This is a genomic window from Streptomyces africanus (assembly GCF_002150735.1).
GTDB lineage: Bacteria > Actinomycetota > Actinomycetes > Streptomycetales > Streptomycetaceae > Streptomyces > Streptomyces africanus.
In genome coordinates this window covers 18856-40428 of the sequence record NZ_MUKA01000027.1, presented here as the reverse complement: position 1 = coordinate 40428, position 21573 = coordinate 18856, and the positions used below count along the sequence as shown (strand labels likewise).

19 protein-coding genes are annotated in these 21573 nt (G+C 72.2%); 10 read left to right on the top strand and 9 right to left on the bottom strand.

The window, feature by feature from the left end:
- Positions 1–2: 2 nt before the first annotated feature.
- Positions 3–1523 carry an FAD-dependent oxidoreductase gene (locus CCL05_RS04525; RefSeq protein WP_086559172.1) on the bottom strand — a complete coding sequence of 507 codons (1521 nt, stop codon included), beginning with the start codon at positions 1521–1523 and terminating at the stop codon, positions 3–5.
- A gap of 85 nt (positions 1524–1608) precedes the next feature.
- On the opposite strand from CCL05_RS04525, the gene CCL05_RS04520 reads away from it, so the two are divergent.
- Together CCL05_RS04520 and CCL05_RS04515 are read left to right on the top strand one after the other, a co-directional pair.
- On the top strand, positions 1609–1989 hold the full coding sequence (locus CCL05_RS04520; protein WP_086559171.1) for an ArsR/SmtB family transcription factor: 381 nt from the start codon (positions 1609–1611) through the stop codon (positions 1987–1989).
- Positions 1986–2471, top strand: a complete 486-nt coding sequence (locus tag CCL05_RS04515) for an SRPBCC family protein (RefSeq protein WP_086559170.1) — start codon at positions 1986–1988, stop codon at positions 2469–2471. The genes CCL05_RS04520 and CCL05_RS04515 overlap by 4 nt, the downstream gene beginning before the upstream one ends.
- Positions 2472–2500: 29 nt before the next feature.
- Here CCL05_RS04515 and CCL05_RS04510 read toward each other — a convergent pair whose 3' ends face one another.
- From CCL05_RS04510 to zapE, 6 genes are all read right to left on the bottom strand, one after another.
- On the bottom strand, positions 2501–3385 hold the full coding sequence (locus tag CCL05_RS04510; RefSeq protein ID WP_086559169.1) for a PPK2 family polyphosphate kinase: 885 nt from the start codon (positions 3383–3385) through the stop codon (positions 2501–2503).
- 85 nt (positions 3386–3470) lie between these two features.
- Entirely contained in the window at positions 3471–4856 is a 1386-nt protein-coding gene (locus CCL05_RS04505; protein WP_086559168.1) for a PhoX family protein, read from the bottom strand.
- A 90-nt stretch (positions 4857–4946) separates the two neighbouring features.
- On the bottom strand, positions 4947–5822 hold the full coding sequence (locus tag CCL05_RS04500) for a slipin family protein (protein WP_086559167.1): 876 nt from the start codon (positions 5820–5822) through the stop codon (positions 4947–4949).
- Between the two features lie 168 nt (positions 5823–5990).
- A complete protein-coding gene (locus tag CCL05_RS04495) occupies positions 5991–7481 on the bottom strand; it encodes a SulP family inorganic anion transporter (protein ID WP_086559188.1) in 1491 nt (496 codons plus the stop codon).
- An 8-nt stretch (positions 7482–7489) separates the two neighbouring features.
- Positions 7490–8071, bottom strand: a complete 582-nt coding sequence (locus tag CCL05_RS04490; RefSeq protein ID WP_086559166.1) for a carbonic anhydrase — start codon at positions 8069–8071, stop codon at positions 7490–7492.
- 673 nt (positions 8072–8744) lie between these two features.
- Entirely contained in the window at positions 8745–9842 is a 1098-nt protein-coding gene (gene zapE, locus CCL05_RS04480) for a cell division protein ZapE (protein ID WP_086559164.1), read from the bottom strand.
- Between the two features lie 85 nt (positions 9843–9927).
- On the opposite strand from zapE, the gene CCL05_RS04475 reads away from it, so the two are divergent.
- From CCL05_RS04475 to msrB, 4 genes are all read left to right on the top strand, one after another.
- Positions 9928–10743, top strand: coding sequence for a pyrimidine reductase family protein (locus CCL05_RS04475; protein ID WP_086559163.1), 816 nt, complete (start codon positions 9928–9930; stop codon positions 10741–10743).
- A 251-nt stretch (positions 10744–10994) separates the two neighbouring features.
- A complete protein-coding gene (locus tag CCL05_RS04470; RefSeq protein ID WP_208641359.1) occupies positions 10995–11468 on the top strand; it encodes an indole-3-glycerol phosphate synthase in 474 nt (157 codons plus the stop codon).
- A gap of 84 nt (positions 11469–11552) precedes the next feature.
- The gene (gene murC / locus CCL05_RS04465) at positions 11553–12944 is read left to right on the top strand and encodes a UDP-N-acetylmuramate--L-alanine ligase (protein WP_086559187.1); all 1392 of its coding nucleotides are present in this window, start codon (positions 11553–11555) and stop codon (positions 12942–12944) included.
- Positions 12945–12958: 14 nt separating this feature from the next.
- Positions 12959–13366 carry a peptide-methionine (R)-S-oxide reductase MsrB gene (gene msrB / locus CCL05_RS04460; protein ID WP_086559161.1) on the top strand — a complete coding sequence of 136 codons (408 nt, stop codon included), beginning with the start codon at positions 12959–12961 and terminating at the stop codon, positions 13364–13366.
- 14 nt (positions 13367–13380) lie between these two features.
- On the opposite strand, the gene CCL05_RS04455 is transcribed toward msrB, so the two are convergent.
- Positions 13381–16239 (bottom strand): ABC transporter substrate-binding protein, encoded by a 2859-nt coding sequence (locus tag CCL05_RS04455; protein ID WP_167409505.1) that lies wholly within the window; start codon positions 16237–16239, stop codon positions 13381–13383.
- A gap of 240 nt (positions 16240–16479) precedes the next feature.
- Here CCL05_RS04455 and CCL05_RS04450 point away from each other — a divergent pair, with 240 nt between their 5' ends.
- Positions 16480–17226, top strand: a complete 747-nt coding sequence (locus CCL05_RS04450) for a sugar isomerase domain-containing protein (protein WP_086559186.1) — start codon at positions 16480–16482, stop codon at positions 17224–17226.
- Between the two features lie 155 nt (positions 17227–17381).
- On the opposite strand, the gene CCL05_RS04445 is transcribed toward CCL05_RS04450, so the two are convergent.
- Positions 17382–19415: a SpoIIE family protein phosphatase gene (locus CCL05_RS04445; RefSeq protein ID WP_107400420.1), complete on the bottom strand. Its 2034-nt coding sequence runs from the start codon at positions 19413–19415 to the stop codon at positions 17382–17384.
- A 454-nt stretch (positions 19416–19869) separates the two neighbouring features.
- On the opposite strand from CCL05_RS04445, the gene CCL05_RS47075 reads away from it, so the two are divergent.
- From CCL05_RS47075 to CCL05_RS04430, 3 genes are read left to right on the top strand one after another with little or no spacing between them, the layout of a single operon-like run.
- The gene (locus CCL05_RS47075) at positions 19870–20286 is read left to right on the top strand and encodes a DUF6313 family protein (RefSeq protein ID WP_086559159.1); all 417 of its coding nucleotides are present in this window, start codon (positions 19870–19872) and stop codon (positions 20284–20286) included.
- A complete protein-coding gene (locus tag CCL05_RS47070) occupies positions 20283–20603 on the top strand; it encodes a DUF6313 family protein (RefSeq protein WP_086559158.1) in 321 nt (106 codons plus the stop codon). The genes CCL05_RS47075 and CCL05_RS47070 overlap by 4 nt, the downstream gene beginning before the upstream one ends.
- The gene (locus tag CCL05_RS04430) at positions 20600–21427 is read left to right on the top strand and encodes a pentapeptide repeat-containing protein (RefSeq protein ID WP_086559157.1); all 828 of its coding nucleotides are present in this window, start codon (positions 20600–20602) and stop codon (positions 21425–21427) included. Before CCL05_RS47070 ends, CCL05_RS04430 begins: the two co-directional genes overlap by 4 nt.
- The last annotated feature ends 146 nt before the right edge of the window (positions 21428–21573 follow it).

The window sequence follows — 21573 nt, the reverse complement described above, 5'->3', positions numbered from 1 at the left end:
CGTCAGAGGTCCCGCTGCTCCAGCGGCTTGGTCGCCGGGCCCTGGATCACCTTGCCGTCGATGTCGAAGCGGGAGCCGTGGCAGGGGCACTCCCAGGCACGTTCGGCCGAGTTGAAGGCGACCAGGCAGCCCAGATGGGTGCAGCGGGCGGAGACGGAGTGCAGGTTCCCGTCGTCGTCCCGGTAGACGGCGAGGCGGTGGTGCCCGTCGGCGCGGACCACGGCACCCTCGCCGGGCGGCAGGGATTCCACCGGCGGCGAGGGCCGCAGCCGGTCCCCGACGAAGTGGCCGGCGACCTTGGCCTGGGTCTTCAGGAACGCCGGCGCCTCCCGCACGGCGGGCTTCAGCCGGCGCGGGTCGTACAGCCCGCTCCACTCGCGCTCCTCGCCGGTGATCTGCGCGGCGAGGAGGCTGCCCGCCATGATGCCGCCGGTCATGCCCCAGCCGCCGAAGCCCGTGGCCACATAGGCGTGCCGGGCGCCGGGGTGCAGGGGGCCGACCATCGGCACGGTGTCGGTCGGGGTGTTGTCCTGCGTGGCCCACCGGTTGGTGACGTCCAGGTCCGGGAAGTGCTCGACGGCCCAGGCGGTGAGGCGTTCGAAAGCGGCCCGCGGGTCGCCCGTGCCCGGTGTGAAGTGCTCACCGGTGACGATGAGCAGCCGCCGGTCCCCTTCGTACGGTGCCGTGCGCACCGAGCGGGTGTTCTCGTCCGGCGTGATGAACATGCCGTCCGGGTCCTGGTCCGCGGGGATCGTCCCGGCCACGACCAGTTCGCGCTTGGGCGTCAGCCGGGCGAACAGCAGGGCCCGGTCGAAGATCGGGTAGTGCGTCGCGACGACGACGTCCCGGGCCCGCACCGTCGCCCCGGTCGTGGTCGACAGCCGGCACGGCTCGCCCTCGTCCAAACCGAGGACCGTGGTGTCCTCGAAGATCCGCCCGCCGCGCTCGACCAGGTCGGCGGCGAGGGCCAGCAGGTACTTGCGGGGGTGGAACTGGGCCTGGCCGGTGACCCTGACCGCGCCCGCCACCGGGAAGGGCAGCCCGGTCTCCGTCACGAACGAGGCGGGCAATCCGGCCTCGGCGGCCGCCCGGGCCTCGGCGCGCAGTTCCTCCACCCGGCCCGCGTCGCAGGCGTACGTGTAGGCGCTCCGGGTCTCCCAGTCGCAGTCGATGCGCAGTTCCCCGGCGATCCCGGCCGCACGCTCGATCGCCTCGGCCTGCGAACGGGCGTACAGCCGCGCGCCCTCGGGGCCGCGGGTGCGGCGCAGCTTGTCGTAGACGAGCGTGTGCAGGGCGGTGACCTTGGCGGTGGTGTGCCCGGTGACCCCGGCCGCGACCTGCCCGGCCTCCAGTACCGCCACGCTGCGCCCGGCCCGCGTCAGCTCCCACGCCGTGCTCAGTCCGGCGATCCCGGCGCCGATCACCGCCACGTCGACGTCCAGGTCCTCCGTCAGGGCCGGATGGCGGCCGTCGGGTGCCGTCTCCATCCAGTACGAGCTGCTGACCTGCTGCTTCTCGCTCATGAGCCACCGAGTACCCCCGACTGCCCGCTTCAGTGTCCGGTGTGTCGCTTTACAGAAGGGGCCGGCAGGACTAACGTACAACCAAATGGTTGTAGAAGTTGATGAGCTGAACGACGAGACGGTGGACCGGCTGTTCCACGCCCTGGCGGACACCACCCGCCGGGACATACTGCGCCGCTGCGTGCGCGGGGAACTGTCGGTCTCCCGGCTGGCCGAGGCCTATCCGATGAGCTTCGCGGCAGTGCAGAAGCACGTCGCGGTGCTGGAACGGGCCGGCCTCGTGGCCAAGCAGCGCAGCGGACGGGAGCAGCTCGTGCGCACCGACCCCGACGCGGTGGGCCGCGCCCGCCAGGCCCTCGACGAGCTCGAGTCGGCATGGCGCGGGCGCGTGGACCGGATGGCCTGCCTGCTCGCGGAGGACCCCGGTAGCGAAGAGAACGACACCCCGGAAGGAACCGAGAGATGAGCGTCACCAGTGTCGACAAGGACCTCGACCACCTCACCCTCACGCTGATCGCCGACTTCGCCGCCCCGGTGGAGCGGGTGTGGCGGCTGTGGGCCGACCCCCGGCAGCTGGAGCGCTGGTGGGGCCCGCCGTCCTACCCGGCGACCGTGGAGGAGCACGACCTGACCCCCGGCGGAGAGGTCACGTACTTCATGACCGGCCCGGAGGGCGACCGGCACCGCGGCTGGTGGCGGGTCTCCTCGGTCACCGAGCCGACGGCCCTGGAGTTCACCGACGGCTTCGCCGACGACGACGGAAAGCCCAAGGACGACATGCCGACCATGTCCGTGACGGTGCGGCTCACCGAGCACGGCGGCGGCACCCGGATGGAGATGCGCTCCCTCTTCGACTCCCGTGAGCAGATGGAGCAGCTGGTCTCCATGGGCATGGAGGAGGGCCTGAAGGAGGCCGTCGGCCAGATCGACGCCCTGCTGGCCGCCTGACCTCCCCGATCAGGGCCGACCGCCCCGGATCAGGGCTGGCGCAGCAGCCGCTTCCGGCTCTCCGCCACATCGAAGTCCGGCTCCGGATACCGCGGATCCAGCTCCCGCAGGTGCTCCAGGAGCAGCGTGCTGACCGCCCAGTTGCGGTACCACTTGTGGTCGGCCGGGACCAGGTACCAGGGTGCGTACGAGGTGCCGCAGCGCTCCAGGGCCCTCTCGTACGCGTCCTGGTACGCGGGCCACAGGGCGCGGTCGTCGATGTCCGACGGGGCGAACTTCCAGCGCTTCTCCGGCTTGTCGAGGCGCCTGAGCAGACGGCGGCGCTGTTCGTCGTAGGAGAGGTGCAGGAAGCACTTGACCAGGGTCACGCCGTCGTCGGCGAGGGACCGCTCGAAACGGTTGATCCGCTCGTAGCGGCTTTCGATCACGGCGCGTGGCGCGAGGTCCCGGACGCGGGCGACCAGGACGTCCTCGTAGTGCGAGCGGTCGAAGATGCCCAGTTCGCCGGGGAGCGGGAGCGCCTTCTCCACACGCCACAGGAAGGAGTGCGCGCGCTCCTCGGCGGTCGGTGCCCCGAACGCCGTGATCCGGCAGCCGGCCGGGTTGAGCAGCCCGATGACGTGCTTGACCGTGCCGCCCTTGCCGCTGGTGTCCATGCCCTGCAGCACCAGCAGGACGCGGCGCCGGTCGCCCGCGGTGCTCGCCGCCCACAGCCGTTCCTGAAGTCCGGCGAGCCGCTCGCCGATCCGGGCCGTGGCGGCCTTGCCCGCGGCCTTGCCGTCCGGACCGCCGGGGGTGGCGGCGGCGTCGTGACGGGCCAGGTCGACCGGCTCGCCGCCGGTCAGGCGCAGCCGCTCCCGCAGCGAGGCCCCGCGCTCGTCCCCGTCCTGCTTCTTCTTGTCCTTCGCCGTCACCGGGCCCCCTTCCGGTCCTGTGCCTCGATCGTCCGCCGGGGCGCCGGGTCGCGCATCCGGCGCCCCGGACGGGAGCGGAGCGTGCCTACCGGCGCCAGGGGCCCGTCACCGCGAACGTGGTGCCGGGGGTGTAGCAGTTGACGTACATCGTGTCGCCGTCGGGCGAGAAGGTCACCCCGGCGAACTCGCCCCACTCGGGCTCCTCCGGGGAGCCGATGTTCTGCCTGCCGCGGGCCATCGCGTACACCTCGCCGCGCCGGGTCACGCCGAAGACGTGCTGGGCGCCGTTGCCGTCCTCGCAGACCATGAGGCCGCCGCTGGGCGCGAGGCAGATGTTGTCCGGCGACTCTCCCGGCAGCTGGACGTCGGTGTCCGGGCCGAAGACGATCACCAGGGTCAGCCGTCGCCGGTCCGGGTCGTAGCGCCAGATCTGCCCGAAGTGGTCGGCCGCCGACCCGTCCGCGCTGCGGGCGAACGACGACACGAAGTACACCGACCGGCCACCCCAGTAGCAGCCCTCCAGCTTCTGCGCGTGCGTGATGCCCCCGCGGCCGAAGTCCTGGAACCGGATCGGCGTCTGCGCCGCCTGCGGGTCCGGTACGTCCACCCACTCGATGCCGTCGAACTCCGCGCCGGTGTCCTGGATCGTGGACAGGTCCGGCACGCCGGGCACGCGCATGGCCTGGAGCCGGCCGCCCGCGCGCAGCGAACCCCGCCCGCCGAGCGGCCGGTTCGGCAGGAAGCGGTAGAACAGGCCGAAGGGCTTCTGGAAGGCGTCCTCCGTCTCGTACACCACGCCCCGCCGGGGATCGACGGCGATCGCCTCGTGCTGGAAGCGGCCCATGGCGGTCAGCGGTACCGCTCCCGTGCGGTGCGGGTCGACCGGGTCGACCTCGAAGATGAAGCCGTGGTCCTTGGTGTAGCCGTTGGTGCCCGCCCTGTCCTCGGTCTCCTCGCAGGTCAGCCAGGTGCCCCAGGGGGTGGGGCCGCCCGCGCAGTTCACGGCCGTGCCGGCGATCGCGACGCGTTCCGACAGGACGTTGTTGCGGGAGTCCAGCGTCAGGGCCGTGCAGCCGCCCTTGCCCGCCGGGTCGTAGGTGAGGCCCTCGACCGTCGGGACCGGGACCCTGCCGTCGGCGCGGTTCTCGTGGTTGCGGACCAGATGGACCCGGCCGCCTCTGCCCGCGAAGGCCGACATGCCGTCGTGGTTCGAGGGGACCTTGCCCTCGCCGGAGCGCAGCGGGTCTCCCTCGCGGGACAGGACCCGGTAGCGGAAGCCCTCCGGCAGGTCGAGGAGGCCCTTCGGGTCGGGGACGAGCGGGCCGTAGCCGCCGCCGTGGCCGAGGTCCTGGGCGGCGGCGGTGCCGGCGAAGAGTTCGGACAGGGCGCCGGAGAACGCGATCCCGGCGCCCAGGGCGCCCGTCCCGGCGAGCATCTGACGTCGTGTGGCGATACGACCGGATGTGGACATGCGGAAACCTTCCTGCTGGCGGACAGGAACTGTGATCCCGCTGTGTCTATCACCTGGTGCGGGTCGCGGGAACCACGCGCGTAGCGTGGCTCACTGCTCTACCGCCCGCCGCAGCTCGTCGATGGCCTGTTCGGCCGTGTCGACAGGGTGGTCCGCAGATGCCGGTGCCGGCCGGTCCCCTTCCTGATGAGCCCCTTCGGCCCCCTCTTGGTGACCCCTCTCCAGGAACCGCAGGAGCTCCACCGGGATGGGCAGCACCAGCGTGGAGTTCTTCTCCGCCGCCACGGCCATGACCGTCTGGAGCAGGCGGAGCTGGAGCGCCGAGGGCGTGTCGGCCATCTGCTGGGCGGCCTGGGACAGCTTCTTCGAGGCCTGGTACTCGGCGTCGGCGTTGATCACCCGGGCCCGCCGCTCGCGGTCGGCCTCGGCCTGGCGGGCCATGGAACGCTTCATCGTGTCCGGCAGGGACACGTCCTTGATCTCCACGCGGTCGATGGTCACGCCCCACTCCACGGCCGGGCTGTCGATCATCAGTTCCAGGCCCTGGTTGAGCTTCTCCCGGTTGGACAGGAGGTCGTCCAGTTCGCTCTTGCCGATGATCGAGCGCAGGGAGGTCTGTGCCATCTGGGAGACCGCGAAACGGTAGTCCTCGACGTTGACGACCGCGGCCGCCGGGTCCACGACCTTGAAGTACACGACCGCGTCGACCCGCACGGTCACGTTGTCGCGGGTGATGCCCTCCTGGGCGGGCACCGGCATGGTCACGATCTGCAGGTTGACCTTACGCATCCGCTCCGCCACGGGGAGGATGAGGTTGAACCCGGGCCGCCGCACCTCCCCGTGCAGCCGTCCGAGCCGGAACACGACCCCGCGCTCGTACTGCTTGACGACCCGCGCCGCCGAGGCCAGATACACCAGCCCCGCGGCTCCGGCCGCCGCCACCGCCCCGATCAGCTCTTCGACCATGCCGACCTCCCCGTCCAGAGGTCCGATTCGTCTGCTGATGTAACGATATGCCTTCAATCGGGGTCGGGGCCATGCCCAGGGAGCCGGGCCGGACACGCGAAGGTCCGGAGCGCGCCGCTGAGGCGCGCCCCGGACCAGTTGGCGCCGGACTTGGTTCCGGCTACGTCACTACGCGGCCGTGACCTTCTCGGTCTCCCGCGCCGGCTGCGGCTCCGTGAGCTTCACCGGCTCCGTGCCTGTCGCGCTGTGGCGTTCGGCCCAGCTCTCCAGGGCCGTGCGGCAGGCGTGGTCGAGGTGGTGCAGACCCGAGAGGTCCAGCTCGACCGGGCGGTCCTGGGGCAGGCTCTCCAGGCTGTCGAGGATCTTCGGCAGCCGCAGGAACGTCGCGTTGCCCGACAGGTACGCCTGGATCGGACCGGCGCCCTTGTCGATGACCTCCAGCTTGACGTGCGAGGCCTCCCAGGCGGTCTTGACGACCGACAGGGCCAGACCGATCAGGACGCCCTCGAACATGTTCACCGCGACGATCGACACAGCGGTGACGACGAGGATCAGCGCCTCGCCCTTGTGAGCCCGCCACAGGGCCACGACCTGGCGGAACGGGATCAGCTTCCAGCCCGCGTGCACCAGGATGCCGGCGAGGGCGGGCAGCGGGATCAGGGCCAGGGCCCACGGCATCGCGGCGGCGAACAGCAGCAGCCACACGCCGTGCAGCACCCGGGACGCCTTGGTCTTCGCACCCGCGTTGACATTCGCCGAGCTGCGGACGATCACCGCGGTCATGGGCAGCGCGCCGAGCAGACCGCACACGGTGTTGCCCGCGCCCTGGGCGATCATCTCCTTGTTGTACTGGGTGCGCGGACCGTCGTGCAGCCGGTCCACGGCCGCCGCGCTGAACAGGCTCTCCGCGGAGGCGATCAGCGCGAAGGCGATGATCGTGCCCCAGATGGCCGGGCCGGCCAGCTCACCGAGGGCCTCGGTGCCGGGCGGCTGGATGACGCCGAGGAGGCCCTCCACCTCGACCGTGGCGACCGGCAGGTTGAAGGCGAGTGTGGCGAGCGTGGCCAGGACCACCGCGGCGAGGGCGCCCGGCACGGACTGCACGGCCTTCGGCAGCTTCTTCCACAGCACGATGACGGCGATGGCGCCCGCGCCGATCGCGAGCGACGTCATGGCCTCGGTGCTGCCCAGGGCGTCGGTGAACGCCCCCGGCAGCCCCGCGATCTTGCCGATGCCGGACTCCGGCGCCTTCAGGCCCGCCGCCGCGTAGATCTGCCCGGCGATGATCACCAGGCCGATGCCGCAGAGCATGCCCTCGACGACGGAGACGGATATCGCCCTGAACCAGCGGCCTATCCCCAGGAAGCCCATGGCGAGCTGGAGCAGACCGGCCATCAGCACGATCACACCGAGTGAGGCCACCCCGAACTCACTGACCGCCTCGAAGACCAGCACGGTCATACCGGCGGCAGGCCCGGACACCTGGAGGCTGCTGCCGCGCATGAGGCCGGTGACGAGGCCGCCCACGATGCCGGTGATCAGGCCGAGTTCGGCCGGGACACCGGAGGCGACGGCCACGCCGATGCAGAGCGGCACGGCGACGAGGAAGACGACGATGGAGGCGAGGAAGTCCTGCCTCAGGTAAGGGAACTTGGTCATGGTGTCCCTCACAGGGTCTCGAAGGTGTCGGTCTCCGCGTGGTGCTGCCACACGGTTCCGGTGTGCACTTCGTAGAACCAGGCGTGCAGGCCGAGCCGGCCCTCCGCCAGCCGGCGCTCGACGCACGGGTACGACCGCAGCCGCAGCACCTGGGTGAGGACGTGGTTCTGCACGGCTTCGGCGACCGTCGGGTCGGCCGGGTCCTCGCACTTGGGCTCTTCGGCGGCGTGCGCGAGCCAGTCGCGCACCGCCGGTACGGCGGCGAGGTCGTCGCCCCGGACCACCGCGCCCACGGCACCGCAGTGCGAGTGGCCGCAGACCACGATGTCCTTGACGCCGAGCACTTCCACGGCGTACTCGATGGTGGCCGCCTCGGACGTGGGGTGCTCCAAGGCGTACGGGGGGACGATGTTGCCCGCGGTGCGCAGCTCGAAGAGCTCGCCGGGCCGGGCGCCCGTGATCAGGGCCGGTACGACCCTGGAGTCGGAACAGGTGATGAACAGGACGTCGGGGGACTGGCCCTCGGCGAGGCGGGCGAACTCCTCAGGGCGCTGTCCGAACGTGCGGGCGTTGTCGATGAGGGGTTGCATAAGCGGTGATTCCTCCTGGCGCGCAGTGGGGGCGCGTCGGACGGGCATGACAGAGGTGGGGGATGGAACTGCTCTGTTCCTCAGCAGCGGAAGACCTGAAGCGCTGCCGGAGTATGGGACGCCGAGGATCTCGACGTGCGTTCGTGCGCGACGCCGGGGGTGACCCGGTCCGCTGCTGCCGGCGGGATGTGCCTCAGCAGGTGCCGATCGGGCGCCGAGGGCGCCGAGTCGGTGCCGTGGAACCGGTCGCGGGTCCGCAGGGGGCCGGTCGGGCCCCCGTGGTGTCCGGCGCGGCAGGTCGCGATCTCATCGCGCAGAGCCTTCCCGGAGAACTTGGCTCCGGCGCGGGAAGACATGCCGGAAGGTTCAGTCCCGGGTTGAGCCTTGGCCTCAACTTCACTGGGCGTGTGCGCGGATGCGAAGGACGCCGTAGGTGCGAAGAACTGGAGGGCGAGCAGGACGGCGGCGAGGATCGAAACCACGGTCCGTGCCGTCGTACCTCGGTACATGCGCCCCCCTTCAGGTGATTCGCACATCTAGCGTTGACCATCACTTGGTCAATGGCTGGTCAAGAAACACGTTAACCCTGCAAAGTCATTTGCAGGGTTAACTTAACGTTTCAAGCTGAAGAGAGCCTGAAAATCGTAGGTGCGCTGGCTTGAACCAGGCCTGATTACCGAGGGTTTGTCAGGTTGCCCGCGTCGCGGGCCAGGGCGGTGAGCCGGGAGATGGCCCGGAAGTACTTCTTGCGGTAGCCGCCGTTCAGCATCTCCTCGCTGAAGAGCTGGTCGAAGGGCACGCCGGAGGCCAGTACGGGCACTTCACGGTCGTAGAGCCGGTCCGCGAGGACGACGAGCCGGAGGGCCGTCGACTGGTCGGGAACCGGCAGCACGCCGGTGAGGCAGACGGCCTTGATCCCGTCGGTCAGGGCGCCGTACCGGCTGGGGTGGACCCGGGCCAGGTGTTCCAGTAGGGGCGGGAACGCGTCGAGGGACGCGCCCTCGGTGGCGTGCGCCGCCTTGGTCACCTGTTCGTCGGAGTGCGGCGGCGGTGCCTCGGGCAGGCCGCGGTGGCGGTAGTCCTCGCCGTCGATGCGCAGGGCGCGGAAGTGGGCCGACAGGCCCTGGATCTCGCGCAGGAAGTCGGCCGCGGCGAACCGGCCCTCACCGAGCTTGCCGGGCAGTGTGTTGGACGTGGCGGCGAGCGCGACGCCCGCGTCGACGAGCTTGCCGAGCAGGGTGGAGACCAGGACGGTGTCCCCGGGGTCGTCGAGCTCGAACTCGTCGATGCACAGCAGGCGGTGGCCGGACAGGGTCTGGACGGTCTGCTGGAACCCGAGGGCGCCGACCAGGTTGGTCAGCTCCACGAAGGTGCCGAACGCCTTGAGCGCGGGCTCGGCCGGGGTGGCGTGCCAGAGGGACGCCAGCAGATGGGTCTTGCCGACGCCGTAACCGCCGTCGAGGTAGACACCGCGCGGGCCGGCCGGGGCCTTCTTCGGCGCCCTGCCGAATCCGAACAGCCGCCGCCTGCCCGAGTCGGCCGTCCCGCCCAGCCCCGCCGCGAAGCCCTCCAGGACCCGGACGGCCTCCGTCTGGCTGGGCTGGTTCGGGTCCGGGATGTACGTGCTGAACCGCACGGAGTCGAACCGCGGCGGCGGCACCATCTCGGCCACCAGCCGATCCGCGGGCACGTGCGGCTCACGGGCGCACAGGGAGAGCGGGGCCGCGTCGGTTATCGGGCCGGTTCCGGAAGGGGCGGGAGAAGGAGACACGGTTCACCATGCTAGAGCCTGTCCGGCGGACCAAGNNNNCTTGGTCCGCCGGACAGGCTCGCAGGCGCGTGGAACACTGCACGGCATGCGACGTCTGTTCCCTGTGACCGATGAAACAGCAGTTCCGGACTCGGGTGAGAGGCCCGGGGAAGAGGATCGCGGCGCGGCCGGGCGGGAGTGGAGTCTGGCCGAGCTGGCCGCCGCGTACGCCTATCCCGCGGCGGGGCCCGGCGGGCCGCTGCCGTGGCTGCGCGCCAACATGGTGTCCACGCTGGACGGGGCCGCCCAGCACGACGGCCGTTCGCAGCCCATCTCCAGCGCCACCGACATGCGGATCTTCGGCACGCTGCGAGCGCTGGCGGACGTCGTGGTCGTCGGCGCGCAGACGGTGCGCCAGGAGGGCTACCGGCCGGCACGCGCGCGTGCCGAGTTCGCGGAGCAGAGGGAAGCGGCCGGGCAGGGCCCCGCGCCCGCGATCGCGGTGGTCTCCGCCAGCCTGGACCTGGACTTCTCGCTGCCGCTGTTCACCTCGCCCCTGGTGCCCACCCTGATCCTCACGGGAGCCTCGGCCGCCCCGGACCGGGTCGCCGCCGCCGAGAAGGCGGGCGCCCGCGTGGTCACCGCCGGGGACGGCATCGGCGTGGACCCGGCCCGTGCCGTCCAGGCCCTCGCCGGCCTCGGCCACACCCGGCTGCTGACCGAGGGCGGCCCGCGGCTGCTCGGGCAGCTGGTGGCGGCCGGCGTGCTGGACGAGCTGTGCCTGACCGTCTCCCCGATGCTCACCGCGGGCGACGCGCAGCGCATCGCCGGAGGGCCCGCCGTCACGGTGCCGCAGCGCTTCAGGCTGGTGTCGATGCTGGAGGAGGACGGCTTCCTGTACACGCGGTACGGGCGGTCCTGACGTACTGAACCGCCCGGCACGGGGTACCGGTGTCGGCGGCCGGAAACCGGACCGGTCGGTAGGTCCGGAAGCGGTGCGATGATCGTCGCCGGTCCGGTCATCGGCGGAATGTACCGTTCCGTTTGGTTTCCGGAGGGCACACTGGATCCGGCAGTGCCCGTGCGACTACGGGGCAGGATGGTTTCCGCAGGGCCCGGGGCGGCCCACGGAGGAGTGGGGCCGCGGGCCCCGGGGAGCAGAAGGGGCGCCTGGTGTTCACAAGCGTATTGATGATCGAGAAGGCCCTGACGTCCGCCGACGTGGAGTTCGTCACGACCTTGCACGGGGAGGAGCCGGTCTCCTTCCAGGTGCTGCTCCAGCCGCGCGGCGAGCAGGCGGACCGGCTGCTGCGGGCCATCGACGACGTCGCGCTCGGCGAGCTCGACGAGGCCGTACGCGAGGGGGAGACGCCGGAGGGCGAGGACGCGCTGAGCGTCGGGCAGCGGGCGCTGGAGGTCTCGCTCGCGGCGTTGCGGACGTCCGGGAGCGGAGCCGAGGGGCGGCTGATCGAGGATCATCCGCTGGACGCGCTGAAGTCCCTGGTGGAGGAGGTCGGCGCGGATGAGGTCATCGTGCTGACCGACCCCCATTACGTGGAGGAGTTCTTCCACCGGGACTGGGCTTCCCGGGCGCGGCACAAGGTGGGGGTGCCGGTGCTGAAGCTGTTCTCGCACAGCAAGGCGTAGGACACCCCCTGCTTGGCACAGTGCCGCGCGCTCCTGAAATAGGCTGTGGGCGCTAACCGTCCTTGAACGCTCTTGGAGATCCGCATGGCACCCGGCCTTCCCACCGCCATGGACCGACCGCACTTCATCGGCATCGGCGGGGCCGGGATGTCGGGGATCGCGAAGATCCTCGCGCAGCGCGGGGCCGTCGTGGCGGGCAGTGACGCCAGGGAGTCCGCGACGGCCGAGGCGCTGCGGGCGCTGGGCGTGACCGTGCGCATCGGGCACGCCGCCGAGCACCTGGCCGACGACGCCAGCTGTGTGGTCGTGTCGTCGGCGATCCGGCAGGACAACCCCGAGCTGGCCCGCGCGGCCGAGCTCGGCATCCCCGTCGTGCACCGCTCCGACGCGCTCGCCGCCCTGATGGAGGGCCTGCGCCCGATCGCGGTCGCCGGTACGCACGGCAAGACGACCACGACCTCGATGCTGGCGGTGTCGCTCGGCGAACTGGGCCTGAAGCCGTCGTACGCGATCGGCGGGGACCTGGACGCGCCCGGCTCCAACGCGCTGCACGGCGAGGGCGAGATCTTCGTCGCCGAGGCGGACGAGTCGGACCGCAGCTTCCACAAGTACGCGCCCGAGGTCGCGATCGTCCTCAACGTCGAGCTCGACCACCACGCCAACTACGCGTCGATGGACGAGATCTACCAGTCGTTCGAGACGTTCGTGGACCGCGTCACCGAGGGCGGCACGCTGGTGATCGCGGCCGATCACGAGGGCGCGCGCGAGCTGACCCGCCGGGTCGCGGGACGCGGCGTGCGGGTGGTGACGTACGGCGAGTCGAAGGACGCCGGCGTGCGCATCCTGTCGGTCGTGCCGCAGGGCCTGAAGAGCGAGGTCACCGTGGTGCTGGAGGGCAAGGAGCTGACCTTCACGGTCTCCGTGCCCGGCCGCCACTACGCGCACAACGCGGTGGCCGCGCTCGCGGCGGGCGTGGCGCTCGGCGTCCCCGCCGAGGAGCTGGCCCCGGCGCTGGCGGCGTACACGGGCGTGAAGCGACGGCTCCAGCTCAAGGGCGAGGCCGCGGGCGTGCAGGTCATCGACTCCTACGCGCACCACCCCACCGAGATGACCGCCGACCTGGAAGCCATGCGCGGGGCGGCGGGCGACGCCCGGATCCTGGTCGTCTTCCAGCCGCACCTGTTCTCGCGGACCCAGGAGCTGGGCAAGGAGATGGGCCAGTCCCTGGCCCTGGCGGACGCCTCGGTCGTGCTGGACATCTACCCGGCCCGTGAGGACCCGATCCCCGGCGTGACCAGCGAGCTGATCATCGAGGCGGCCCGGGCGGCGGGCGCGGACGTGACGCCGGTGCACGACAAGGCGGACGTGCCCGCCGTGGTCGCGGGAATGGCGAAGGCCGGGGATCTCGTTCTCACCATGGGAGCGGGCGACGTCACCGACCTCGGCCCGCGCATCCTGGACCGTCTGTCGAACTGAGGGGCTGGAGGCTCATGCCGTACGACGTCGAGAAGCCGGACGAGCAGTGGCGCGCGGAGCTGACCCCGGGCGAGTACGCGGTGCTGCGCCAGGCGGCCACGGAACCCGCCTTCACCGGTGAGTACACCGACACCAAGACCCGGGGCGTCTACTCCTGCCGCGCCTGCGGGGCGGAGCTGTTCACCTCCGACACGAAGTTCGAGTCCCACTGCGGCTGGCCGTCCTTCTTCGACCCGAAGGACACCGACGCGGTGGAGCTGATCGAGGACCGTTCCCACGGCATGGTCCGCACCGAGGTGCGCTGCGCCCGCTGCGGCTCCCACCTCGGGCACGTGTTCGAGGGTGAGGGGTATCCGACCCCCACCGACCAGCGGTACTGCATCAACAGCATCGCGCTGCGGCTGGCGCCCGGCGAGGGCTGAGGCGGGCCGCGCCGTCACCGGATCCGGCACTCCTTCCGCGTGAGGGGCCGGGTGTCCCCCGCGGTGCGGCTGCACAGCACGCGGGACTCGGCGGTGCCGTCGCCGGCGCGGCGGACCCGCTTGAGGACGATGCTGTGGCCGGTGCGGTCGTCGTACAGCGGGGCCCGGGTGAAGTCGATGGTGCCGGTGGCCATGCCCTCGATCTTGACGCTGCGCAGGTTCACCCAGGTCGAGGCGCGGCTCTGCGGCCGGTCGTCGCGGGTGGCCGCCCAGTACAGGGCGCGGGTCGCGTCGTGGGACAGGGCGGTCTGGCCGCTGGCCAGGGCGGGGCTGTCGTAGCGCAGGCGCCGGTCGTCCAGACCGGGCAGGTACGCGGCGGCCGAGAGGTAGAAGGTCGTCCTGGTGGCGGCCGCCTTCAGCTCGGCCAGGGCCGCGTGGTACAGCGTGACCTTCGGTGCGACGGACTGCCCGCCGGCGGTGAAGTCGGCCTTGGACAGGTCGTCGCCCGTGAAGATGGACAGGGGCTTTCCGGCGCAGCCCGGCTCGGTGCCCAGCTGGGTCATCAGGGGATCGACGTCCTCCACCCGGCCCGCGAAATAGATCACGGACGGGACCCGGCCGCCCCGGCAGATCTCCTGGGCGTGCGAGCGGAGTTCGGGCTTGCCCCCGCTGAGGACGTAGCGGCGCGCCTTGAGCGGGGTGAAGCCCTGCCGGCGCAGCATCCGCTGGCCGTAGCGGGCCTGTTCGTCGGTGTACAGGTCGTCGGTCCGCGCCGTGTCGCGGGCCAGGACGAGGGCGTACTGCCGTTTGCCCGGGGTGCGCAACTGGGCCGCGATCAGGCCGAGTTGCTCGGTCTGCCACTCGTCGGTGGCGGCCAGGCTGAACCAGTTGGCGAACTCGCGGGGCAGATACGTGGCGGAGTTGGTGCCGGAGACGACCGGCAGACCGGCCTGAAGCAGGGTGCGCGTCGTCGCCCTGCTCGACTCCAGGTCGCGGCCGGTGCCGACGACCCCCACCACGGTCGGGTCGTCGGCGGCGTACGCGGCGATGGCCTCGGCCATCTCCTCCTGGTGGCCGAGGTCCACGCCGCCGTTGGCGACCAGGACGCGCAGCTTCACACTGGAGTTCTTGTTGATGACGGCCTGCGCCAGATAGACACCCGCCAGCTCCTCGATGCCCTTGACGAACGACGAGCCGGCCGCCGGATCGGCGCTCAGCGGCCCGGCGTAGACGACGGTGACGTACTTGCCGGAGTGGTGTGCGAGGACGTCCGCGTTCTGTCCGGCGATGCGGTCCTCCAGTTCGTCCACCGTCCACGGCGTTTCCTCGTCGGCCGTCAGTGTCCCGACCTCGTCGGAGGGCTCGGGCGTGTGCAGCCAGTCGGCGAAGCGGACGCCGCCTGTCGCTATGCCGATGCACTCCGTGCCGCCGCCGGGTGCCCGGGCGAGCCGGGTGTCCCGGTTGGCGGTCAGTACGGATGCCGAGCAGTACCGGTCGTGGAGCGAGTCGGCCCGCATGACGGTGCCGGCGGCCAGCAGGACGATCACCAGGACCAGGGTGTGCAGGGCCCACACCAGCCGGGCGAGCGTCGGCCGGGTGGCGGCCCGCAGATGGCGGCGGCGTTCCTCGACGGGACCGAGCTGGTCGTGCGGCAGCGGGATCTTCATCACCCAGGGCAGGACGGACCGCTCCCGGCTGGGCGACTGCTCCGCGCGCAGATTGCGTGCCCACTCCCGGTGCCAGGCGCGCAGCCGCTCGCCGAACCGGGGCGGTGCGGGGTCCGGGTCGGGCGCCGTCCGGACCACACCGCGCTCCAGGAGCGGCACGTCGTGGGAGCGGACCGCCGCGACCACCAGCAGCGGATCGAGCTCGCTGCGCCGGCTGCGGACGTCGCTGATGGCGCGGATCAGTTCGATGCCGCCGTTGCGATCGTCCGCGTGCGGCAGGAACAGCATGGGCGGGCGCGGCCGTTTGAAGCCGCGCAGGTCCCAGCTCCAGCGGCGGTGGTTGTCCCGCAGGTCCTCCCGCAACGCCAGCACGCACAGCTGGAGGTGGAAGTCGCCGCCCGCCGTGAGGGCCTCGGCCACGTCGTACGCCCGGGCCGCGATCGCCTTCCAGGAGCGCACCGGCCGCAGCAGCGACACCTCGGTGGGATCGTCCTGGTCGGCCGCCCTGAGGAAGGTCGTCGTCATGAACCAGCGGCTCTCCCGCCGCAGCCACAGGAAGATCGGCGCCCGTCCCGGCAGGACGTAGTTGAGGACGGTCAGCAGCAGCAGGAAGGCGAGACCGGCCGCCACCGCCACGAACCAGTCGCTGCGGGCGAGGAGCGCGGCCAGCACGGTCACGAGGCTCGCGGGCAGGATGTGCGCCATGTCGAACAGCGGCAGGCCCGAGCGCCAGCGGGCGGTGCCCTCGGGGCGCCAGCGCTGCCGGGCCAGCCGGTCGAGCAGCCGCTGCCGCTGGTCCTGCCCGGCCTCGGGGGTGCCCGGGGCGGGCGCCGGCCAGGTGTCGCCGAGTGCCGCGACCGCGTCGTCGATGGCGTGCACCAGCCGCAGCCGCGGGAACGCGTAGCGCCGGTAGACCGCCTTCGGGCCGCCCCACTTCTTCGGGTCGCTCAGCGCCCGCACCATGGCCGCGGCCCGGCGCACCTCCGTGGGGCCCTCGTAGAGGTCCTGCGCCACCGCGCAGCGCGTGCCGTGCGCCTCCTGGCCCGCGTACAGCTGCCGGACCAGGCCGGCCACGGCGTCGTCGTCCGCGCTGTCCTGCGGGTGCACGACGAACACCGGCATCGGCGGCTCGGCGCTCGTGCGGAAGTCCTGGATGAGGATTTCGAGCTGATCCTGGAGGTGGACCCCGGCGCCGCTCTCCGGCATGCCGTCATGTCCCCCAGGGCACTCCGGCGGCGTGCGATCAGCGTTCACCATGGGCAACCCCCGTTCACCTTCGGTGACTTACGAGGCTAGCGGCTGCGGGTGGGGTGCGAGTGGGTGACGGACGAACTTCAGGAACGTTTCGGCAGGTCCGCCCGACAGAGGGCCTTGGGTGAGCCACAGGATTCCCGGGGTGACCCACTCAGCGCCCCTGCCTGCCGGCCTCGACGAGGCCGCCCACCGCTGCCTCGTCGCCGGTTTCGCCGGCACCACGAGCGTGCCCGACACCCTCAAGCGGCTCATCGACCCGACGTGGCCGCCGCCGCGGACCTGGTCGCCGAGTGCGTCCGCGCGGAGGGCGTCGTCCAGGCCTTCGGCACCGGCCACTCGCAGGCCCTCGTCCTCGAACTCGCCGGCCGTGCGGGCGGACTGGTCTCCACCAACCGGCTGAGCATCGCCGACCTCGTCCTCTACGGCGGCGAGGACCCGGCCGTCCTCGACGACCCCCTCCTCGAACGCCGGGCCGGGGTGGCCGCCCGGCTCTACGAGCTGGCCGCGCCGCATCCCCAGGACCTGTTCGTCGTCATCTCCAACTCCGGCGTCAACAACGTCATCGTGGAGATGGCCCTGCACGCCAAGGAACACGGCCACCGCGTCCTGGCCCTCACCTCCCTCGCCCACACCCGGGCCGTCCCCGCCGCCCATCCCAGCGGCCGGAAGCTGGCCGACATCGCCGACGTCGTCCTCGACAGCGCGGCCCCGCGCGGCGACAGTCTGCTCGAACTCCCCGGCGGCGGCTCGGTCTGCGCCCTGTCCACGCTCACCGGCGTGATGCTGGTCCAGATGACGGTCGCCGAGGCCGCCGGCCGCCTCCTCGCCGCCGGCGAGCGCCCCCCGGTCTACGTCTCGGCCAACGTGCCCGGCGGCTTCGAGGGCAACCTGGCGCTGGAGAAGAAGTACGCGGGCCGGATCCGCCGCACGGCGAGCTGAACGGTGGTGACGCACGCCGCGCCGCCGTTCCGGTCCAGGGCGACGTCGAAGGCCGACCCGCCGACCGTCAGCGCCCCCTGCCGGGGTGCCGGTGACCGTGTCGACGGACTGGACCGTGCCGTCCCCGAAGGGCGCCCAGGTCCCGGAGAGACGCTTCACGGCCGGGCGATCTCGAACCAGACGACCTTGCCGGTGCTGAGCCGGGTCGCGCCCCAGCGCCGGGCCAGCCGGTTCACCAGGTACAGCCCGCGTCCGCCCTCGTCCGTGGCGCGGGCGTGCCGCAGCCGCGGCAACTGCGGGACGTCGTCGCCCACCTCGCACCGCAGGACGTCCGTGCGCAGCAGCCGGAGTGTGACCGGCCGGGAGGCGTGCCGCACGGCGTTGGTGACGACCTCGCTGACCAGCAGCTCGACCGAGTCGCTGAGTTCCTCCAGGCCCCAGCGGGACAGGGCGCGCCGGGTCAGGCGGCGGGCCCGGCCGGGGGCGGTGTCCTCCGGCTCCAGGAACCAGTACGCCACGTCGTCGGGTGCGATGCCGTCGAAGCGGGCGGCGAGGAGCGCGATGTCGTCGTCCCGGTCGCCCGGTCCGAGCATGTCGAGCACCTCTTCGCACAGTGCTTCCAGGGGCGGCGGCTCGTCGGGGCCGGTGAGCAGGGCGGTGACCTCCACCCTCGCGCGCAGCTGCTCGATGCCGGTCCACACGTCCCGCAGCCGCGACTCGACCAGGCCGTCGGTGTACAGCAGCAGGGACGCGTTGGAGGGTGCGTCGAGTTCGACCGGCTCGAAGTCGACACCGCCGACTCCGATGGGAGCATTGGGCGGCACGCGCAGCACCTCGGCACGGCCGCCCAGGTGGAGCAGGACGGGCGGCGGATGACCGGCGTTGGCGATGGTGATGCGGTGCGACACCGGGTCGTAGACCGCGTACAGGCAGGTCGCCATATGCTCGGAACCGAGGCGCTGGGCCTGTTCGTCGAGGTGGTGCAGGACCTCCTGCGGCGGCAGGTCGAGACCGGCGAGGGTCTGGGCGGTGGTGCGCAGCTGGCCCATGATGGCGGCCGACGTCATGGAGTGGCCCATCACGTCGCCGACGACCAGGGCGACCCGGTTGCCCGGCAGCGGGATGGCGTCGTACCAGTCGCCGCCGACGCGAGCCGATTCGGCGGCGGGCAGATAGCGGGCGGCGAGGCGGACACCGGCCGGGCTGGGCAGGGTCTCGGGCAGCATGGTGCGCTGCAGTTCGTCCGCGATGTAGGCCTCGCGGCCGTAGAGGACCGCCTTGTCGATACCGAGGGCACTGTGCGTGGCGAGCTGGGCGGCGACGAGGAGGTCGTTGGCCTCGAACGGCACGCGCTCGGGGCGGCGCAGGAACACGGCCGCGCCGATGACCCGGCGCCGGCCGCGCAGCGGCGCGAGGATCGCGCGTTCTCCCTCCGGAACCGTGGACTCGACGTCGTCACCGAGCAGTTCGGACAGGGCGGCACGAGCTGCGGGGGCGTCGGTGAAAACCGGGCGCACGCCCCGCAGTACTTCGGCGAGCGCGCCACCGTTCCGCACCTGGCGCGGGTCGGCGGCTCGGGGGTCCGCGAACAGGACGGCGTCCGGGTCTTCCTCCGCCGGCAACCGCTCGTCGCGGACCAGCCGCAGCGCCATGGGGCCGGCCGGCCGCTCGTCGCCGACCGGCAGCGGCTCACGCAGATGGACGAGGACCGCGTCCGCGAAGGTGGGCACCACGGCCCGGCACAGCCCGGTGAGGATCTCGTCGAGCTCCATGGCCCGGCTGATCCGCCGGGTCGCGGCACCCACGAACCGCAGCCGGTCCCCCTCCTGCCGCGGCGGCGTGCCGGCCGCTGCTCGGGATGGAGCGGTGCGCGGGGCCGACGACGTCCCCGTCACACCGAGCGCCGCATGGGCCGACAGCTCGCCGAGCACCTGCTTGTCCTCCGCACGGAAGACGTCCCGGTCCGGCCGTCGCAGGAAGAGGGCGGCACCCACCACTCCGCGTGGGCCGACCAGGGGGACGAGCAGGACCCGGTCCCCCCTCGGCAGCCGGGGGTTCGGCCCGAGCAGTTCACGCAGGGCCGGATCCAGGTCGTTGCTGTCCCTGCCCAGCGGCTCGCCCGTCTGCAGGACCTTCGCCAGGACGCCGGACTCCGCCATCGGCACGGTGACGCGCAACGCCCCGCCCATCGCACCGCCGAGCCCCTCCCGGGGGCCGGGCTGCCACACCTCACCGGCATCGGGCGACACATCGGCCGGGAGGTACTGTGCGACGGCGGCAGCCCGGGCCGGGCGCGGCGCGGCGGTCCGCCGGGGGCGGTACCCGGTGCCGCTCAGGCGCAGCCGCGCCCGGGAGGCCGCAGGATCCGCGGAGTCCGGAGCGGCGTCGAGATACACGACGAGGGCGTCCGCGACGGACGGCACCGTCGTCCCGCAGAGTTCCTGGAGCACCTGCGCCGGATGCTCGGCGCGCGCGACACGACGGACCGCGTGGGTGAGGAAGCGTCTGGGGTCGGGCCGCATCGCCCACATCCTGCGCGAGGCCGGGGGTTCTGTCCAGCCATGGCCGGCAGCCAACCCGTCAGACGCTCCGCCCAGTTGGCGGGCTGGGTCCGGCGCCGCCGGATCGGCTACCTTCGGACGTGTGAGCTCAGGCACGCCCGCCGTCCAGCCCCCTCCGCGCCCCGGCCCGCGCCGCCGGCTGCTGCGCTGGTGGCGGTCGCGGGACGCACTGTCACGGCTGCACCGCTGGCTCCTGCTGCGCGCGCTGCCCGTCCTGCTGGTCTTCCTCGGCCTGTACGTCCTCAACGGGGCGCTGATGGGCTGGACCGACGCGTACAACGTGCTCGTCGGTATCGACTCGCCGGGGGACGCCCGTCCCACGTGGGCGGCGTGGCCGCTGTCGATCGTGGGATGGGCTGCGATCCCGGCCTTCGTGGGAGGAGCCGTCGGCTACGTGGTGAGCGCCCAGATCCAGGCCCACCGCACACGGGAGTTGTCCGAGATACTCGAAGAGCTGAGGCGGAGTTCCACGGTGGCGTCGAACTCCGACGGGCGATGAGCGTGCGGTCCCTTCACGAGCTCCACGAAGAGGGCGGCGCTCCCGCCGAGTTCGTCGAGAAGTTCGCCGCCGCCTGGCACGACGGCGACTGGAACACGGCTGAGGACCACTGGCAGCTCCTCGTCAACAGGCTGCTGCGCAGCAGGGACATGGAAGGGCTCAAACGGCGGGACGCGCTGCGCACCGCCGAACGGGAGGTGCAGAACCTGGGGTTGTCGCTCCTGCGGTCGGGCGCCCCCACCCGGTGCCCCGAGTGCGCGGTCGCGCCGCCGCAGAGACCGCCCGACCCGCCACGGCCCATGATGGAGCCACGATGACGAAGAGGACTTCGGAGCAGCTGCTGCGAGAACTTCTCTACCTGGCCTCGCCGGACAGCCCGGAGGAGGGCCGGGCCGCCGCCGCGGAGGCCATCGCCCGTCATGGTGACGAAGCGCTGCCCGACAGCGAGGTGGACCGGCTCGCGCAGGCCCTGCGGCCCGGCGGGCCGGACGAGGAGGGCGGCGAGCAGCGCGTGCGTCTGCGCGGGGCCGACCTGGCCGGCGGCAATCTCTACCAGGTGCGGCTGCCCGGCGCAGATCTCCGGACTGCGAACCTGAGCCGGACCGACCTGGGTTTCTCGGACCTGCGCGGGGCGGATCTCGGCGGGGCGGTGCTGACCGGGGCCGGTCTCACCGGGGCGGATCTGACGGAAGCCGAGCTGACCGACGCCGACCTCGGCGGGGCGGTCCTCGACGACGCGCGTCTCGTCATGGCGGACCTCTTCCGGGCCCGGCTCGCGGCGGCGTCCCTGCGGCAGGCGGACCTGTCCGACGCCGATCTGCGGCGTGCCGTTCTCACGGACGCCGACCTGAGCGGGGCGACGCTGCGCGGCACGGCGATCGACGCCACCGACCTGCGTAACTGCGACCTCACCGGCACGGACCTGAGTACCGCCTCCGGCCCGCTGAGCCTGGACGACCTCGCGGGCGCCCGATGGTCCACGGGAACCCGGTGGCCCGAGTCGCAACCGGGCCTCGGCCGCGCGGTCCGGGACAACTCCGTCAGCATCGCCCCCGGTGTCTACCGGGTGGGCGACGACGACAGCCGGGACCGCGCCACGGCCCTCGCGCCGAGCCCGCGCACACCGAGCCCCGTGCGCTGAGAAAGCGGTTCCGCACGAACCATTGACGCGCCGGTGGGGCGCCCTGACACTGGCGTGACTACGTAGTCATGCCCGACCCGTTCATCCACGGCGTCATCTTTGACTACGTAGTCGACCCTCTTTGTCACTCCCGGGAGCAACGCATG

Bases quoted from the DNA above. Each gene is read 5' to 3' on its own strand.
- CCL05_RS04525 (WP_086559172.1), bottom strand. From the start codon at position 1,523: ATGAGCGAGAAGCAGCAGGTCAGCAGCTCGTACTGGATGGAGACGGCA.
- CCL05_RS04520 (WP_086559171.1), top strand. From the start codon at position 1,609: ATGGTTGTAGAAGTTGATGAGCTGAACGACGAGACGGTGGACCGGCTG.
- CCL05_RS04515 (WP_086559170.1), top strand. From the start codon at position 1,986: ATGAGCGTCACCAGTGTCGACAAGGACCTCGACCACCTCACCCTCACG.
- CCL05_RS04505 (WP_086559168.1), bottom strand. From the start codon at position 4,856: ATGTCCACATCCGGTCGTATCGCCACACGACGTCAGATGCTCGCCGGG.
- CCL05_RS04500 (WP_086559167.1), bottom strand. From the start codon at position 5,822: ATGGTCGAAGAGCTGATCGGGGCGGTGGCGGCGGCCGGAGCCGCGGGG.
- CCL05_RS04495 (WP_086559188.1), bottom strand. From the start codon at position 7,481: ATGACCAAGTTCCCTTACCTGAGGCAGGACTTCCTCGCCTCCATCGTC.
- CCL05_RS04490 (WP_086559166.1), bottom strand. From the start codon at position 8,071: ATGCAACCCCTCATCGACAACGCCCGCACGTTCGGACAGCGCCCTGAG.
- CCL05_RS04475 (WP_086559163.1), top strand. From the start codon at position 9,928: ATGCGACGTCTGTTCCCTGTGACCGATGAAACAGCAGTTCCGGACTCG.
- murC (WP_086559187.1), top strand. From the start codon at position 11,553: ATGGCACCCGGCCTTCCCACCGCCATGGACCGACCGCACTTCATCGGC.
- msrB (WP_086559161.1), top strand. From the start codon at position 12,959: ATGCCGTACGACGTCGAGAAGCCGGACGAGCAGTGGCGCGCGGAGCTG.
- CCL05_RS04455 (WP_167409505.1), bottom strand. From the start codon at position 16,239: ATGCCGGAGAGCGGCGCCGGGGTCCACCTCCAGGATCAGCTCGAAATC.
- CCL05_RS04445 (WP_107400420.1), bottom strand. From the start codon at position 19,415: ATGGGCGGGGCGTTGCGCGTCACCGTGCCGATGGCGGAGTCCGGCGTC.
- CCL05_RS47070 (WP_086559158.1), top strand. From the start codon at position 20,283: ATGAGCGTGCGGTCCCTTCACGAGCTCCACGAAGAGGGCGGCGCTCCC.
- CCL05_RS04430 (WP_086559157.1), top strand. From the start codon at position 20,600: ATGACGAAGAGGACTTCGGAGCAGCTGCTGCGAGAACTTCTCTACCTG.